Here is a 15,876-nt window from a genome sequence, read left to right as displayed (position 1 = left end):
TTTACGGAGCCGGGCACGCTGCGCCGGTTTTCACCCACGCCTCGACCAGCGCGCCCGCTTCTTTCTGCGTGCCGGGCGCAGGAGAGCGGCCGAAGCCGGGCGCCCAGGCCCAGCCGACCAGCGTGTCCTCGCCGATGTGATGGACGAGATCTTCGACCTTCCGGCCGCCGTTGCGCGCGGGATCCTTGAGCTGGGCGCAGATCTCGCTCAGCGTCTTGCCTTCCCATGCCATCTCACGCGGCGCGAGATGCCATTCCGGATGGCCCGGCACGCGGCCCGGTTCGAAGTTCGCCGCCTGATGGCAAACCGAACAATGCATGTTCCCGACGCCATGACCGTCTGGACCGCGCGTGACAGGGGGCTGATGCAGCCGGCTCTGGTTGCCCTGATGGGGGCGGTCGCCGGCCGGATGGCAGTTCACGCAGCGCGGATTGGTGAGGACCTTGCCAAGCTCGGTGAATATTGCAGCCGACCGTTTGTCGACGTCGCTGATCGCAGCGAAGCTCTCCGGGCTGGCGAGCGTGTTCGGCGCGGTCTCGGAAAAAGCGTAACCCGTAAGCAGGCTCATCGTCAGCGACGCGGCCGAGACCAGCACCTGAAACCGCATCTCGGATTTCATTTTCGCGTTGCCCTTAAGTTCAACTCCTTGTTTTCCACCAGGTAGCGCTTCGAATCCGCGAGGATCACGTCGCGCACCGCCTCGTGGTATTTGATGTAGCCGGTGCAGCGGCACAGGTGGCTGTCGAGCGCATCCGCAATGGTTTTCTCAAGGTCGTCGCGCGCTACCGGCGTCTTCGTCAGCTGTTCCAGCAGAACCTGCCCCTCATTGAGGAATCCGGCGGTGCAGTAACCGCACTGGAAAGCGAAATGTTCGATGAAAGCCTTCTGCAAATCCGACAGTTCGCCGTCCTTGGCGTGGCCTTCGACCGTGCGGATCGCTTTTCCGTCAAAGCTTACCGCCGGAACGATACAGGTCGGGCTGGTGGAGCTCGTTCCGTCGGGGTTATCGATAATGATCGCGCAGCTCAGGCATTGCGCGGCCCCGCAGCCGAACTTGGTGCCGGTCATCCCGAGGTATTCGCGCAGGTAATCGTTCATGGTCAGATCGTCCCGCACATCCGTCGGGCCGTGCGCGTGACCGTTGATCATGATGTTCACTGTGGTCACGCGAGTGCTCCCTTGAGCATGCTTGACGTCACCGGCAGGGATTGGAAGCGGCGCCCGGTGGCGTCGAAGATGGCGTTCAGAAGCGCCGGAACCACCGGGATCATCACGACTTCCGCCATGCCCTTCGGCGGTTCGTCCGGGGTCAGCGGCGGCAGCATCTCGATTTCGAGGTCGCGCAGCGGCAGGTCGGATCCGCGCGCGACCAGATACTGGCCGAGATTCCATTGTCCATTGCCGGGGCCGCCTTCGTAGGGTGGCAGCATTTCCAACAGCGCATAACCGACGCCCATCGCGAAACCGCCCTGCGCTTGGCCTAGCACCACCTCAGGCACCAGCGCCTGGCCGCATTCCAACACGCTGTAGGCCTTGGCGATGCGCAACGCGCCGCTGGCGCGCTCGATCTCGACCCGGACCAAGGTGCCGCACATCGAGGTGTAGGTGTTTCCGCTCTGGTTATTGTGGGTCGGCGGGAATTTGACGCCGGTTCGCTTGATGGCAGCGAATTTGCCGCCGCCCTTGCGCAAGGCCAGCGCATCGATCTCGGCGGTGAATTGTTCGCCGCCAATCGGAAAGCGCGCGCGCGACCAGGCCCAGCGGGAAAAGCTGTGGGTGACCGCGCCGGTCACGAAATGACGCGCATGCGCGGTTGCGGCCAGCGCCGGCAACGAAAGCGGCGTCTGGCCCGGCATGGTAAGTTGTCCATCCTGCCAGCTCGCTTTGGCCCAATCTTTGGCACGCCGATCGTGCGGCGCGATGTGCCACAGTTCCAGCGCCGCCGGCCACAGGCCGAAACGGAAGATGATGCGCGCGGCCTCGGCCGACGCATGGGTTCCGACATGGGCGCCGATCGAGGCGCTGGTAGGGGAAGAGATCGCCGGCACCCAATGCGGATTCTTCTCGGCGGCGTCCTGCGTCTTCTGGTCCATGGTGTATTGATCGCCGGATGTGACCAGCGCGAGTGCATCGAAGGCGCCGACCTGCGCCACCGCGATCTCGTCGGCGACGCCACCGAGATGGAGCGCCACCCGGTTGGCCAGCGCAGTGCCGATGCCGTTGCCCATCTCGACATGGTCGCAATAGATCGAAATCCGCCCCTCGGGGCTGATTTCCACGCGCCCGTTCGAACTATCCCCGCCGGTGCCGTAATCCTTGGTGACGCAGGCGACGCCGGTGCCGACCAGCGTATCCTTTGTTTGTACGCGCGCCTTCTCCCCGGCGCGCTGCGTCCAGATCGGATGCTTTTCGAGCTTGTCCAGGATCTCGGTGGTGCGGACCGAGACGCTGTACGGATTTCCCACCATGGTCCGGCCGTTCTGTTTCAGCGCGTTGCGCCGCCTGAACTCGATCGGGTCAAGCGGCAGCGCGGATGCGGCTTCGTCGATGAGCACTTCCAGTGCCGTCAAGGTTTGCAGCGTGCCGTAGCCGCGCATCGAGCCCGCGGTGACGCCGCGGGTATGCAGTGCCACCGAGGTGACATCGACCTTGGGAATGTCATAGATGCCGATTGCCGCGGTCGCGGCCACGACCGCGACGTTGGCGGAAAAATTCTTCAGGCCGCCGCCATCCAGCACATGATCGGCTGCGAAAGCGGTGATCTTGCCGGTGGCGCGATCGACGCCGATCCGGCTGCGCATATTGATCGGGTGGCGCTTGATGCCGCCCTGAAACTGCTGATAGCGGTCATGCGCCAGGCGCACCGGGCGGCCGGGAAAGAACATCGCCGCCAGCGCGGTGTAAAAAATGAACGAGGTGTGGTCGCGTCCGCCGAAGCCGCCGCCGCAATAGGCGAAATGGCCCTTGATATGCGCCGGCCTGAACGGCGCGCGGGCCTTGCCCAACAGAAACGCGATCGACTCCGCCGCCTCATAGGGTGACTGCACGCCGATCACCAGTTCCAGTTTTCCGTCGCTCTTGTTGTACCAGGCGAGGCCGGATTCCGGCTCCAGAAACATCGGATCGACCGATTGGGTGTCGAACTCGCGGTCCAGTACCAATAGCGCCGGATTGTCCGCGGCGAGTTCGGCGCGGATCTGGTCGCCCAGCGCGGCGGCCTTGCCATAAGCAGGCTGGGTCTCCCTGGCGAGCGGCGACCACACCGGCAGCGTCGTATCCTGAAAACGCTTTGGGCTGACCCAGCCGGCCTGGATCGGCGAATAGACATCGGGCGCGTCGGGCGTCGCGCCGGCCACGCGGGTGAACCGAAAGGTGCCGTAGTCGGGCAAGCTAACAGGGCCGGTTTCCTCGCCAAATTTGACGAACGTCCCGTCGCGCAGCGCCAGCCGCGCTTGGTCGAAGGCGTCGAACTTTTCGAAGATCAGGAGCGCCACCGGTTGGCCCATATAGATCGGCGTCTTGCCGACCGGGCAGAACAGGTCGCCAGTATAGAATTCCGGAACGCGGGTGCCGATTTTTTCCAGATCGGCCGCGGTCACGATCACCGAAGGCTTGAGCGCTCCGGATAGCCGGGCGGGGTCCATGCCGATATAGACATGGGTCGCATCCGGCGCCCGCACCAGCAGTGCATGCGAAGTCGCCTTCGGCCAGCCCGGCATATCCGCAGCGCGATAATCGGAGGCGTAGAGTTTCGATCCCGTGACTTTGGCGACGCCGTCGATGCGGCCGAGGCCCTTGGCTGCCGGATTCCAGTTTTGCCGTCCCGGCAGCGTCTCATGCGCGTCGAAGCCGGTTTCGGTGGCCGCCGCCAGCCGCGACAGGCTGAGCGAAATTCCGCTCGCCGTTATCCACTTCACGAACTCGCGTCGCGAGGGCCGCATATTTCCGCCTTTGGTCAAACCGCCGGGGGCACCGACGCAGGAATCAATTACAGGCAAGCGCCACGCTAAGCCCGCAACGGTTAAGATTGATTCGTTGCGAACAGTAGAATAGTGCGCGACGTTTACAACCAATGATCGCGTCGGTTCGCACGAGCGAGGGGACAATGCGCGATCCTGCCCCGACAGGTATCGCGCGCCGTCCGGAATTATTTAAGGTCGGCGATCGATGCGGGACCCGGTCCCGGCGTCACCAAAGTCGGCCATTGATGCGAACCGAACGGCACCACCGGCGGAAGGAACGGCGTCATTCCCCGTTTGCCGCTTTCCGCAATGATCGCGGCGCGCGCATCACCCCCCATCAGCTCATAGTCCATCAAGTGGTAGTTGCCGAAGAACAGCGAGCCGACGGAGCGATCGGCGATGATGCGGGTCAGCGAATCCAGCATGTCGGCCTGCGTGGTCGTGAAGGAGACCGTCTCGATCAGCAACAGTCGGTCGTTGATCGCTTCCGGGGGGAAGAACTGCGCCAGCACGCTAAACAGCACGTTGTTCTGGCGCGCGACATAGATCGTGTTGCTCGCCGCGTAGGCCTTGTCCCAGTCGGGCCCGAGCATGGTTTTCCAGTCCGCAAGCACGGTCATCCAGTGATTGACCTGGGTCTGCGCCGCCCAAGCGACGTTTTTAGCCAGATAAGGCGCCTGCTTCTTGCCGAAGGCTTCCAGAGACGAGAAAGCGATGACGCCCTTGGCGACGCAATCGTCCATGAATGCAATGTTGTTCTTCAGGATGGTGCGATTGTTGTCGCGCCACTCGGGTTGCATCGGCGTCGTGTCCAGGCCGTCGAGCGCCGATTGCATCCGGCTGCGATACGCCAGCATCGATCCGCGCCAGGACGTATTGGCGGGATTATCCAGATAAGGCCCGACAACCTCCGCCAGCGCCATCGTGCTGTGACCAACCGATTTCAATAGCTGATAGACGACCGGCACCTGCGGTGCGTCGAGCGGCGCCATGCCGGGACGATAGAGCGTAAATCGTCCGCCGGAGCCGGAGAACAGGCCGAGGATCACGGGATGCTTGGCCAGGATATTGGCCTGAAAGACCTTTCCTGCGTCGCCATAGAGTTCGAACATGCCCGTATTCAGCGCCAGCACGTCCTTGGTCGCGATATCGGCCGGCGTCGTGGTGGTCAGGCCGGAGATTGGCGCCATGTAGGACGGAAGGTTTTGCGCGCGCGTAGCTGCCGCGCTGCTCAAAAGCATCGCGACGACAGCCAGGCTGGAATAGAATTTCATGTCTGCACTCCTCGCACGGCTTTGCCCGTGAACTCTGGTGGATAAGCACTCGCAGTCGTTAATATTCCATCGTTAACGGCGCACGCGAGAGTCGCCTATGTGCGTCGTGGTGGTGCGGATGGTTATGACGGGGTTGAAGCAACTCACGTATTGCGACAGATTTTCGCTCGGTTGCGCGGTCAGATGGTGTTATTCGACCCTGTCCCGCAACGCACCAAGCGTCGCAGCGGCGCACGGCTTTCGCCGTCGGAAGGACTGGCTGAGGATTGAGAACTAAACCATGATCATTCGCATTATTGCCTCAAGCCGCTCCATCGAAATCGACGACGTCAGCAATTTTCGGGCGTTCTCGGTTCGCATCGAAGGTTCGCTTGACGGCACGACGCAGGCCGAGCTGCTCGGGCACATGGCTGTCAGCAGCGATCGCGAGCATGCCTGGATTTCCGAAAAGGCGCTGCGCGAATGGCCGTCGCTCAAATCGGAAGCGTGGTGGCAGGAGGGCCTGTCGAACATGATCGCGGCCGTGCAAAAATTTGGCTGGATCGACCAGGCCAGTCATTCGATCCGCGCCCACATCGAATACGCGCCGTAGCAGCCTCGGGGAGCAGCCTTGGGGCCATGTCGAACGAACTGACGAAATCAGCACGCAGGGTTTTCGATATTCTCGAATTATTCCGCGAACGGCAATGTCCGCTCCGGCTGAAGGATGTCGTCGACGCGCTGGGCATGCCGACCTCGAGCGCGGCGGCGCTGTTAAAGACCATGGCGCAACTGAATTACCTGTCGTTCGAGAGCACCTCGCGCGCCTATTTGCCGACGCTGCGGCTTTCGCAGCTCGGCGGCTGGGTGACATCGGAAAATTACGAGACCGGACCGGTTCAGGAAGCGGTGCGCCGGATTGGACGCAAGGTCGGAGAAACCATCCTGTTGGGGACGGTGACGGACATCTATGTCGAGATCGTCGACATCATCCGCGCCAGGCAACCGCTGCAGTACTACACGATGGTGGGCACGAAAGTTTTGCTGGTGCACTCGGGCGTCGGCTGGCCGTTGCTGAGTGAAGAGACCGACCAGGATATCGCGCGGATCTACCGGCGAACGGTCAAACTGAAAAAGATCGAACGCGGCGTGTCGTCGCTCGATCGGCTGAAGGCCGGAATCGAAAAGGTCCGTCGCGACGGCTATTGCCTGTCGCGCGGGATGGTGACGCGCGGCGTCGGCGTTATCGGCATGATGATGCCGACGCCACCCACACACCGGCGGCTTGCGATCGGGGTGGCCGGTCCGCAGGAACGGATCGAGAAGAATTTGACCAAAATCCTTGCCGCGCTTCGCGCCGAGAGCGCGCGGCTGTCGCATTTTTCTGGCGCGATCGACTAACCCCGATCAATCGAGGTGCCGGGTCAGCTCGTGCCTTCGCCGGCGTTGTAGCGTGCGATCGAATCAAAGCCCGCCAGGAGCCGCGCATGCCGCGCTTCGATCCAGGCCCGCGGTTCTTCATGCGTGAAGATGAAGAACTCGGAGCGCGCAACGGCATCGAGAACGCGCCGTCCGACGTCGTCGGGAGACAGCCCGGCGGATTGCCAGGCCTTCGCAATGTCGGCGCCGGGTCGTTCGTAAGCGCCGCCCAATCGCGCCGGGCGGCGTCGCGACGAGGCATGAAGCGTGGTGGCGACGAGGGGCAGGGCAAAGCACGGAAACGCCAAGGTTTGTGCCTTCGAGATCGAGCGCCAGCGCCTCGGAAGCTGCGACGACGGCGTATTTCGTCATGGCATAGGAGCCATTGCGCAGCTTCGGGTTAACCTGCAGGCCGCCGATCGAGGCGGTGTTGACGACATGACCAGCCTCGCCATGCCTTTGCATCCGCGGCACCAGAACGCGGATGCCGTTGAGGACGCCATGGATATTGACGCCAAAAATCCATTCCCATTGTTCCGGCGTGACCTCCCATAGCGGCTTTGGGCCCAGCGACACGCCGGCATTGTTGAACAGCAAATGGATATTGCCGAACTCGGCTTCGGCCTCATCCGCGGCGCGCTCGTAGGCGGCCGCATCTGACACGTCGACCTCGATGGCATGGGTACGGACGTTGAAGGTGGAAAGCTCGCGGCGCGCGATTTCGAGCTGCGCCTGCTCGATATCGGCGAGCACGATATTGGCGCCGTTGCGTGCCAATGCCCGGCAAAGGCCAAGGCCGATGCCGTTGGCGGCGCCCGTGACAAAAGCGGTCTTGCCGGAAAAATTCATCATCGCCGTTTCGATTCTGCTTGACGTTGCGGCGGTTCGGCCGGCTTCTCGGCCAACGCCTCAAAACCCTCCATCATCAGCTCGAAGCGCCGCTCGACATCGCTGCGGCGATCGGCATGCGTGAAGATATACAGCCGGCGGGTTTCGATCGCCTCGATCACGAGTTTTGCGACGTCGGCCGGATCGAGGCCGTTTTCCAGCGCCTTGGCATAGCGCTTGTTGCGCTCGGCATTGGCTCCGTCTGCATCCAGCGAAATAGGACCGCCGAAATGGGCGGGGCGATTGCGGCCATTGTCGAGCATGCGCGTCTTGACCCAACTGGGGCACAGCACGCTGACGCCGATCAGGCTGTCCTCGAGTTCGGCGGCCAGCACCTCGGATATGCCGACGGACGCGAATTTGGTGGCGCTATAGGGCCCCGCGAGCGGCGCGCCCACCACGCCGTTCATCGATGCCGTGTTGACGATATGGCCAGTCTCGCCATGCGCCTTTATGTGCGGCAGAAAGATCTGCAGGCCGTGGATCAGGCCCTTGAGGTTGACGCCGATCACCCATTCCCAGTCGGATGCGGCGATGCTTTCGATCGGCCCCGCGCGGGATACGCCGGCATTGTTGCAGAGGACGTGAACCTTGCCCAATTCCGAAAAAGTCCTGTTCGCGGCCCCGGCAAGCGAGTTGCGATCGGACACGTCGCAGCTTGTTCCGATTGCCCGGATACCTTCATTGCGCAGCGTTTCGACCGCCTTCGCGCACGCTTCCGCCTCGACATCGGCAATCGCGACGCTCATGCCGCGCTGACCGAAAGCGCGGCAAAGCGCAAAACCAATGCCGCTGGCGCCGCCGGTAACGAACGCGGTCTTGCCGGAGAAATCCATCATCGGTTCAGCGGCATCCGGTTCAAGCCGCCCGCGTCTGCGGTGCGGCGACGACGATTTCGCGATTCCGCGCGGCCTTCATGGTCAAAAGAACCGTGGCGCAGGCGGCGATCAGCGCCGGGCCGCAGGCGCACAGGAAGATCTGCTTTGGCGGCAGGCCGAACGCCAGCAATGTGCCGCCGATCGCCGGTCCGGCGATGCCGCCGAGCCGGCCGATGCCGAGCGCCCAGCCCACGCCGGTCGAACGGATCCGCGCCGGATACAGCGCCGCGACCATCGCGTTGGCGCCGAGCTGGCTCCCGATCATGGCCGCCCCTGCGCCAAGGATCGGAATCATGATGACGGGCGCGGGAAGGTTGTACAGACCGATGGTGAGAATGAAGATCACGCCGGATGCGAAGCTGCATGCCAGCACGCGCGGCGCTCCGAAGCGGTCGATCATCGGGCCGAGAAGCGCGGTGCTGAGGATGCCGCCCAGCTGGAACATGCTGGCCGAGAAGATCGCATTTTCAGGCTTCAGGCCGGACAGCGTCAGCACCGTCGGCATCCAGTAGCTGAACAGATACATGTTCAGGAGATTGGCAAAGAACACGATCCAGACCAGGATCGTCGTCAGCGCCAGGCCGCCGGTGAAGAGCTGCGCCACCGGATTGCCCTTGGCGACGTCGACCATTTTCGATGCCGCCGCCTGCGCACTGACGTTGAGCTGCCGCAAGATATCCTGTGTCGCCGGCGCGTCGGCGCGGTGGACGATCAGGAACCGCGGCGATTCCGGCAGGAAAATCATCAGGAAGGGAATCAGCAGCAGCGGTGGAATGCCGCCGGCGAAAAAGATGCTCTGCCAGCCGTAGATCGGAAGTATCTGCGCGACGAGCTGCCCGCCAAGGAAGCCGCCGAGCGTATTGCCGCAGAACATCAGCATGATCAGCGTGCCGCGCCGGTTGATCGGACTGTAATCGGAGGTGAGCGCGACCGTGACCGGCATCGCACCGCCGATACCGAGCCCGGTCATAAATCGCATGGCGGTGATCGAGGGGATCGACCACGCAAAGGCACTCATCACCGAAAAGACGCCAATGAAGGCGACGCTGATGATGAGCAGCGGCTTGCGCCCGAAGCGGTCACCCAATGGACCCGACGCGAGCGCGCCCACCAGAATGCCGACGCTCGACATCACGAATGCGGTAGTGAAAAGCTGTGGCGCGACGCCCCATGCTTTCGACAGCGAAGGCGCCGCCATCCCGATGGTGCCGAGATCGAACCCGTCGAACGCCTGCACCAGCGCGCACAGCAGAACGACGCGCAGTTGCAACGCGCCGAATGGCTGGTTCTCCAGCGCCTCTTCGACGGGTGACCGCAGTTCACCGCTCATGGCTACCCTCCCTGTGGTTTTTAGTGCGGTGTCGTTCCCCTTGGCCGACACACATTTTATTATTGTTATATGATTGTCCGAAAAGCCTGTCCTCTTCAATCAGCACAACAGGCCCATGGCAAAACCGGTTTGCCATGGGCCGAGATCAAATCGGGTAACGCGGCGGATTGGCACCGTTACGCCGCGACGTCCTCTCCAAGCGGAACCCGACGCACTTCATGGGCCTGCAGCGCCGGCAACACTTCGCGCGCAAAGCGCCGGATCTGCTCCATGAACATTTCATGCGGCAGCGCGCCACGGTTCAGGCTGATCTGCACCTGGTTGGCGCCAGCGGCCTCCGCGGCGCTGATGATGCGTTCCGTGACTTCCTTGGCGGTGCCGAGCGGCATGTTCTCGGCCTGCCGTTCGAAATCCGCCATCGTCATGTTGCGATAATCTTCGCGCAACCCCGCCGCTGCCTTCATGTTCTCCGGGCGCACGTAATCATTTGATGATTGCGAGACATAACCGGCGTCGCGTTGCTTGGCGGTTTCCGTGAAGTTGCCGTGGCTGAACAGCGTGCGGTTGAAATAGAGGTGGTAGGGCGCGAATTCGCGCACGGCTTCCGCCTTGCTGTCGGCCACATAGGCGGACAACGCAATCGAAAGATGATTGGGCGTGATTTGATGTCCATTGTTGGCGAGGCATTTGGCGAAATAGCGGATGATGTCTTCCTGCAGGCCGCCGCGCGCCAGTCCCGGCGTGATGACGGCGTTCTTCTTTCCGGCGAACTCGATCGATTCCTTGCTGCCGACGATCGGAATCCAGATTTCCGGACCCGGCTTCTGCACCGGGCGCGGCCAGAGCGCGACGTCCTTGTAGGACCAGAATTTTCCCTCGTAGGAAAATATATCCTCCGACCAGGCACGGGTGATGATCTCGTAGGCCTCTTCGTAACGCGCGCGGGAATCCTTCAGCGGCACGTTGTGCACCTGGTATTCGCGCGGAATGCCGCGGGCAAAGCCCGAGATCAGCCGGCCGTTCGACAGGCAATCGAGCATCGCCAGTTCTTCGGCGAGCCGCAGCGGTTCGTGCAGCGGCAGCAGATTGCCATAAATCAGCAGCTTCAGCTTTTTCGTTCGTTGCGCGGCCGCCGCCGCCATCAGGTTCGGCGAGTTCATCAGCCCGTAAGGCGAGCAGTGATGCTCGTTGAAGCCGACGCCGTCATAGCCGAGCTTGTCGAGCTCTTCCCAGGCTTCGAGGTGCTCGGCATAGGTGCGAACGGCCACATCGGCCTTGAAGTAACGGTTCGACAACGGGTAGGGCAGCTCGCTGCCGACCTTGAGATGGTCGAGTTGTTCGCCATAGGCGAGCAGATCGAAGATGAAGACTTTCATGAACGTTTCCCTGACAAACCCTGACGATCCTCTGACATGGAGGACATTTGCCGTCAGGTTACGGCGAGAGCCGTCGTCCCGCCAATACGCGTAAAAAAATTCCACATATGTGGAATGGCGGTTTCCGGGCCATTCGGCTCAGCCGGGGCAATCGCTGGGGGCCGGACGTTCCGCGAATCGGTCCGCCATCCAGCCGGCAGCCGCGCTGGCGCTATCACGGCCGGCGAAGCCGTGATTGACGTTCGGCATGACGAGCATCCGCACGCGGCTTCCCGCTTCGCAGAGGCGATGCATATAATCCAACGTCACCTGCGGCCGTACCAGACCATCGGTCGATCCCTGCGCGAGAAATACCGGAAGCGAGCTGGGCAGCACGCCGGGCGTGTTGCGGACGAGCAGCGATCGCCATGGTTCGATCGTGGCCGGATTCGCAACCGTCAGGAATTCCTGCGCCAGCGGTTCCGATGTTTTGTTGCGGACAAAAATGTCGAACAGCGACTCAATGCATTCCGTCGCGAGCAGGTTGACGGTCGGCATTGCCGCGGGCGCTATAACGCTGTCGATCGGCGCGCGAAACACCCGCGACCACGACCACACCGTCATCGCGGTGAGATTGCGGCCGCCCGACGTATTTAGGTCGTCGGTCATCAGCGTTGCCAGATCGGTCGCGGGCGCGGCGGCGGCCACGCCCACGAGCTGCAATTCCGGTGCGTAGCTTTTCGATATCATGCCGGTAAAGAGCGAGGCCTGGCCGCCTTGCGAATGTCCCCACACCGCGTAACGGCTGGAATTGGCCAAGCCTGGAAACGATCGCGCGGCCCGCACGGAATCGATCACGGCGCGCGCTTCGCTCTCTCCCACGAGATACGGATGCGGACCTGGGGTCCCGAGGCCGGGATAGTCGGTCGCCGCGATCGCATAGCCCTGCTCGAGCAATTCCCTGCTCCCGGCGATCTGCTGGAAGATGAAGATCGCAAGCGAAGGCGCGCAGCGCGGCACGATTCCAGTGGTGGGATGAGCCCAGGCGACAATCGGCCAGCCCCCTGGCGGAGGATCGCCCGCCGGAATAATAATGACGCCGGAGACCGCGATCGGCACGTCATCGGGTGTGGTCGACCGATAGAGCACCCGGTAGGCAGATGCGCCGGCGGGTGCGCCAAACATCGCCTCCTGGCGGATGACGGTACCGGGCGTCCCGGCGATGACAGCAGCAGATGCTTGATAGAAAGCCGACTGCGCCTTCGCTGTCCCGATTTCGGAAAACAGACCGCACGCGGCGGCCGCGGCGAATACGATGCGGCTAACCGACCGCGTCATATTGAAAAACATCGGTGAAACTCCCTTTTACCGCCCGCGGACCCGTTGGCTGCCGGAAAAGCGCAGCATGCGCGTCTGTAAGCGAGGTTCAACACTTACTTCGCCGCGCGCGGCCGTGCAGCCAGCTGGCGAATGAGACGCGTTACGATCTGAGCCGCGGCGGATGGCGGATGCTGCGAACTCAGGGACATCCAGGTCGTCTGCACGATCTTTGGCCGCACGACGGGAATGGCGACCAGTTCGCCGGACGCGATCTCCCGTGCGAATACATGGCGGGACGAGACCGTGGCAAGGTCGGATGCCAGCATCACGTCCTTGATCAGTGGGGTCGAGCCGGCTTCGAAGCGGATGTCGAGCTCGAAATGCTGTGACGCAGCTAGTCCCGTCAGCAGGCTGGTCAGGCTGTTCGGGCGTACCGGCATCGCCAAAGCAATCTCGGCAAAGGAGCGAACCGCGAGCTCACGCCGTCGCGCCATCGGGTGATCGCGCCGCGCGATCAGATGAACGTCCGCGCGCGCCAGCGATTCGGCATTCGCGACGCGTCCGCGCCGGTAGCGATTGTAGATCGCGATCTCGACGCGTCCGGATCCCAGCCATTCCTCGACCTGGCCGCTATAGGCCTCGAGCGCGCGCAGCCGAATGCCGGGATAGTGGTTGCGCAGTTCGGCGGCGAGCGAGGCGATCAGCCCGCGCGAGGCGACCGGCACCACCCCGAGCGTGACCTCGCCATGGGGCTCCGCGCGTTCCTGTCTGGCCGCGATCTCCCAGGCGGAGGCGTCGGCGACCAGCGTACGGGCGCGCGGCAACATGCGCTCGCCGAGTTCGGTCAGCACCACGCCGCGTCCGGTGCGGTGAAACAGCCTGCCGCCGATGCCGCGTTCCAGCGCCGCCATCTGGCGGCTGAGCGCCGACTGGGCGATGCCGACAATGGCGGCCGTCCGCGCGTAACTGCCGTTGGCCGCCACATCGACGAAGGTTTTCAGCTGCTTGATATCCATGGCGGGATATGCCAATCCGGTAATACTGTTTTATCGGATATGATCATATCGCATAGGATAGCGCGGCGGTAGGATAAGGGATGTCAGAAACGTTCGACGCCACCGCTCCTTCCGGTCCGCTCACTGGGCTGCGCATTCTCGATATTTCGACGGTGATCGCGGGGCCGTTTGCCTCGACCTTGCTCGCCGATCTCGGCGCCGAAGTGCTCAAGGTCGAGATGCCGGAGACCGGTGACGCCTTGCGTCGGCTTGCGCCGCACAAGGACGGCGTCCCGCTATGGTGGAAGGTCACCAATCGCAACAAGAAGGGCATCACGCTCGATCTGCGTAAACCCGACGGCAAGGCGCTGCTTGGCCGCCTTGTCGCGCAACATGATGTTCTGGTCGAGAACTTTCGCAGCGGCACGCTTGACGGCTGGGGGATTACGCGGGCCTGGCTGCAGGATATCAATCCGCGGCTGACGATCCTGCGTGTCACCGGCTTCGGTCAAACCGGGCCTTATCGCAGTACCCCCGGCTTTGCGCGCGTGTTTGAAGCGATGAGCGGCTTTACGCGGATGTGCGGCGAGGACGGCGGCACGCCGCTGCATCTCGGTTACCCGATCTCGGATCCGATCGGCGGGCTGTTCGGCGCCATTGGCGTGCTCGCGGAGCTGTACCGCATCAAGGACAATCCGGCCGCGCGCGGCCAGGAGATTGATTGCGCGGTCGCCGAAGCGATGATGCGCACGCTCGAGTTCCTGGCCATCGAATACGACCAGCTTGGCGCCGTGCGCGTGGCGAGCGGCAACCGCAGCCAGTACGCCGCGCCCGGCAATATCTATGCGACCGCCGACGGCAAATGGGCATCGATCGCGGCGTCGACGCAAAGCATCTTCGAGCGGTTTTGCAAGGCGCTTGAACTCGAAGATCTGATCTCTGACGCCCGCTTCATCGACAATCCCGCGCGGGTGAAAAACAATCACGCGATCGATAAAATCGTAAGCGACGCCATCTCGCGTCTCACACTGGACGAACTGCGCAACCGCCTGCAGGCGCACGAGGTCGGCTTTTCACCGATCTATGATGCGGCCGATATTTTCGCCGACCCTCATTTCATCGCGCGGCAAGCGATCGTGAGCGTTGCCGACGAAGAGTTGGGCGACGTCCGCATGCAATGCGTGGTGCCGCGTTTTTCGGAAACCCCGGTTTCGGTGCGGCGCGCAGGCCCCTCGCTCGGCCAGCATAACGACGAGATTTACGGCGCGCTTGGCCTGAACGTTCAGGAGATCGAGCGGCTGCGTAAGGCTGGGACCATTTAATTCACGGAAGGTGCGGCATGCGGCGATTGTTGATGGCTGTCATGGCTCTTGTTTTGACGTTCGCCGAGGCGCGGAGCGCCGAGCTGACGCATATCCTGGTCGGATTTCCGCCGGGACAGGCAACCGACCTGGTGGCGCGTCTGCTGGCTGACCGGCTCGCTCCGGCGCTCGGCGAAACCGTCATCGTCGAAAACCGGCCGGGGCAGGGCGGCAGCATGGCGCTGGCTTCGCTGTCGCAATCGCCGGCCGACGGCCACACCATGGTGCTAGCGCCGCTGGCCTCGCTGGTTGTCAACCCGCATATGTATAAAACCGTCGGCTACGACACTTTCAAGGACCTGGCGCCGGTGGCGCTGGTCGCCGATCTGCCGTTGCTGCTGGTGGTCAATCCATCGCTGCCGATCAAAAGCGTGCCTGAATTGATCGCCTACGCCAAGGCGAACCCGGACAAGCTCGCGCATCCTTCGTCCGGCAACGGCACGCTGTCGCATCTCGGCATGGAAGTCTTCAAGCAGCGTGCCGGAATTACGATCTTGCACGTCCCCTACAAGGGCAGCCCGCCTGCGATGAACGATCTCATGGCCGGCATCGTCGGCGTTGCCATGGATACGGTTGCCGTGACCGAGCCCTTCATCCGCGCCGGCAAGATGCGGCTGCTCGCGAGCGCCTATGCCAAGCGGGTGCCGGCATTCCCGGACACGCCTACCCTGGCGGAAGAAGGCTTTCCCGAAATCAATCTGTCGGCCTGGCTCGGCATCGTCGTCGCCGCCGCGACACCGAAAGAGCGGGTCGACCAACTCGGCGCTGCGATCAACAAGGTCATGCGAACGCCCGAGATGGCCGAAAAGTTTGCCAATCTGGGCGCCATCCCCCGCGACATGGGACCAAAGGAATTCGGCGCATTTCTCGCAAGCGAAGATACGCGTTGGGCGGCGGCCGTTAAATCGTCCGGTTTAAAAATCGAGTAGCGATTAAATCCGAATCGGGCAGCATGTGCATGACATGTTTCGCAGCTCGGCTTCGTTGGTGCGGAGAGCGCGATCAGCGTCACGCTGTCATGTGACAGACGGATCTGACGAACCAGAGCATCTGCCCATTCGTAGCCGTTGATTGGGCCTTCGGTGAAGCCTGCCGATTGACTCGCCTCATCCGCG

At 62.8% G+C, this 15,876-nt stretch carries 14 protein-coding genes; 4 read left to right on the top strand and 10 right to left on the bottom strand.

Annotated elements, in window-relative coordinates; translation table 11 throughout:
• Nucleotide 1 precedes the first annotated feature (1 nt).
• From BLV09_RS18685 to BLV09_RS18670, 4 genes are all read right to left on the bottom strand, one after another.
• Nucleotides 2–619: an Isoquinoline 1-oxidoreductase subunit gene (locus tag BLV09_RS18685; protein WP_174556555.1), complete on the bottom strand. Its 618-nt coding sequence runs from the start codon at nucleotides 617–619 to the stop codon at nucleotides 2–4.
• Nucleotides 616–1,149, bottom strand: a complete 534-nt coding sequence (locus BLV09_RS18680) for a (2Fe-2S)-binding protein (protein ID WP_433994430.1) — start codon at nucleotides 1,147–1,149, stop codon at nucleotides 616–618. The genes BLV09_RS18685 and BLV09_RS18680 overlap by 4 nt, the downstream gene beginning before the upstream one ends.
• Before the next feature lie 14 nt (nucleotides 1,150–1,163).
• Nucleotides 1,164–3,941: a xanthine dehydrogenase family protein molybdopterin-binding subunit gene (locus BLV09_RS18675; RefSeq protein WP_146688403.1), complete on the bottom strand. Its 2,778-nt coding sequence runs from the start codon at nucleotides 3,939–3,941 to the stop codon at nucleotides 1,164–1,166.
• A 206-nt stretch (nucleotides 3,942–4,147) separates the two neighbouring features.
• The gene (locus BLV09_RS18670; protein ID WP_146688402.1) at nucleotides 4,148–5,236 is read right to left on the bottom strand and encodes a hypothetical protein; all 1,089 of its coding nucleotides are present in this window, start codon (nucleotides 5,234–5,236) and stop codon (nucleotides 4,148–4,150) included.
• 280 nt (nucleotides 5,237–5,516) lie between these two features.
• Between BLV09_RS18670 and BLV09_RS37340 the strand changes: the two genes are divergently transcribed.
• Nucleotides 5,517–5,828 carry a hypothetical protein gene (locus tag BLV09_RS37340; RefSeq protein WP_167558787.1) on the top strand — a complete coding sequence of 104 codons (312 nt, stop codon included), beginning with the start codon at nucleotides 5,517–5,519 and terminating at the stop codon, nucleotides 5,826–5,828.
• A 26-nt stretch (nucleotides 5,829–5,854) separates the two neighbouring features.
• The gene (locus tag BLV09_RS18665) at nucleotides 5,855–6,616 is read left to right on the top strand and encodes an IclR family transcriptional regulator (protein WP_167558786.1); all 762 of its coding nucleotides are present in this window, start codon (nucleotides 5,855–5,857) and stop codon (nucleotides 6,614–6,616) included.
• Between the two features lie 117 nt (nucleotides 6,617–6,733).
• Here BLV09_RS18665 and BLV09_RS18660 read toward each other — a convergent pair whose 3' ends face one another.
• From BLV09_RS18660 to BLV09_RS18635, 6 genes are all read right to left on the bottom strand, one after another.
• Nucleotides 6,734–7,486, bottom strand: a complete 753-nt coding sequence (locus BLV09_RS18660; RefSeq protein WP_146688400.1) for an SDR family NAD(P)-dependent oxidoreductase — start codon at nucleotides 7,484–7,486, stop codon at nucleotides 6,734–6,736.
• Complete coding sequence (locus BLV09_RS18655; protein ID WP_146688399.1) at nucleotides 7,483–8,361, bottom strand: SDR family NAD(P)-dependent oxidoreductase; 879 nt, start codon at nucleotides 8,359–8,361, stop codon at nucleotides 7,483–7,485. The genes BLV09_RS18660 and BLV09_RS18655 overlap by 4 nt, the downstream gene beginning before the upstream one ends.
• A 19-nt stretch (nucleotides 8,362–8,380) precedes the next feature.
• Complete coding sequence (locus BLV09_RS18650) at nucleotides 8,381–9,730, bottom strand: MFS transporter (protein WP_146688398.1); 1,350 nt, start codon at nucleotides 9,728–9,730, stop codon at nucleotides 8,381–8,383.
• 176 nt (nucleotides 9,731–9,906) lie between these two features.
• Nucleotides 9,907–11,106, bottom strand: a complete 1,200-nt coding sequence (locus BLV09_RS18645) for an LLM class flavin-dependent oxidoreductase (RefSeq protein WP_146688397.1) — start codon at nucleotides 11,104–11,106, stop codon at nucleotides 9,907–9,909.
• 138 nt (nucleotides 11,107–11,244) lie between these two features.
• The gene (locus tag BLV09_RS18640) at nucleotides 11,245–12,435 is read right to left on the bottom strand and encodes an alpha/beta fold hydrolase (RefSeq protein ID WP_244549145.1); all 1,191 of its coding nucleotides are present in this window, start codon (nucleotides 12,433–12,435) and stop codon (nucleotides 11,245–11,247) included.
• 83 nt (nucleotides 12,436–12,518) lie between these two features.
• A complete protein-coding gene (locus BLV09_RS18635; protein ID WP_146688396.1) occupies nucleotides 12,519–13,421 on the bottom strand; it encodes a LysR family transcriptional regulator in 903 nt (300 codons plus the stop codon).
• Between the two features lie 80 nt (nucleotides 13,422–13,501).
• Here BLV09_RS18635 and BLV09_RS18630 point away from each other — a divergent pair, with 80 nt between their 5' ends.
• Both BLV09_RS18630 and BLV09_RS18625 read left to right on the top strand, forming a co-directional pair.
• Nucleotides 13,502–14,722 (top strand): CaiB/BaiF CoA transferase family protein, encoded by a 1,221-nt coding sequence (locus BLV09_RS18630; protein ID WP_146688395.1) that lies wholly within the window; start codon nucleotides 13,502–13,504, stop codon nucleotides 14,720–14,722.
• 17 nt (nucleotides 14,723–14,739) lie between these two features.
• Complete coding sequence (locus BLV09_RS18625) at nucleotides 14,740–15,690, top strand: Bug family tripartite tricarboxylate transporter substrate binding protein (RefSeq protein ID WP_146688394.1); 951 nt, start codon at nucleotides 14,740–14,742, stop codon at nucleotides 15,688–15,690.
• The last annotated feature ends 186 nt before the right edge of the window (nucleotides 15,691–15,876 follow it).

The organism is Bradyrhizobium canariense, assembly GCF_900105125.1.
GTDB classification, from domain to species: Bacteria; Pseudomonadota; Alphaproteobacteria; order Rhizobiales; family Xanthobacteraceae; genus Bradyrhizobium; species Bradyrhizobium canariense_A.
Note: the sequence above shows the minus strand (reverse complement) of the source record. Positions and strands in the feature narration are given on the sequence as shown.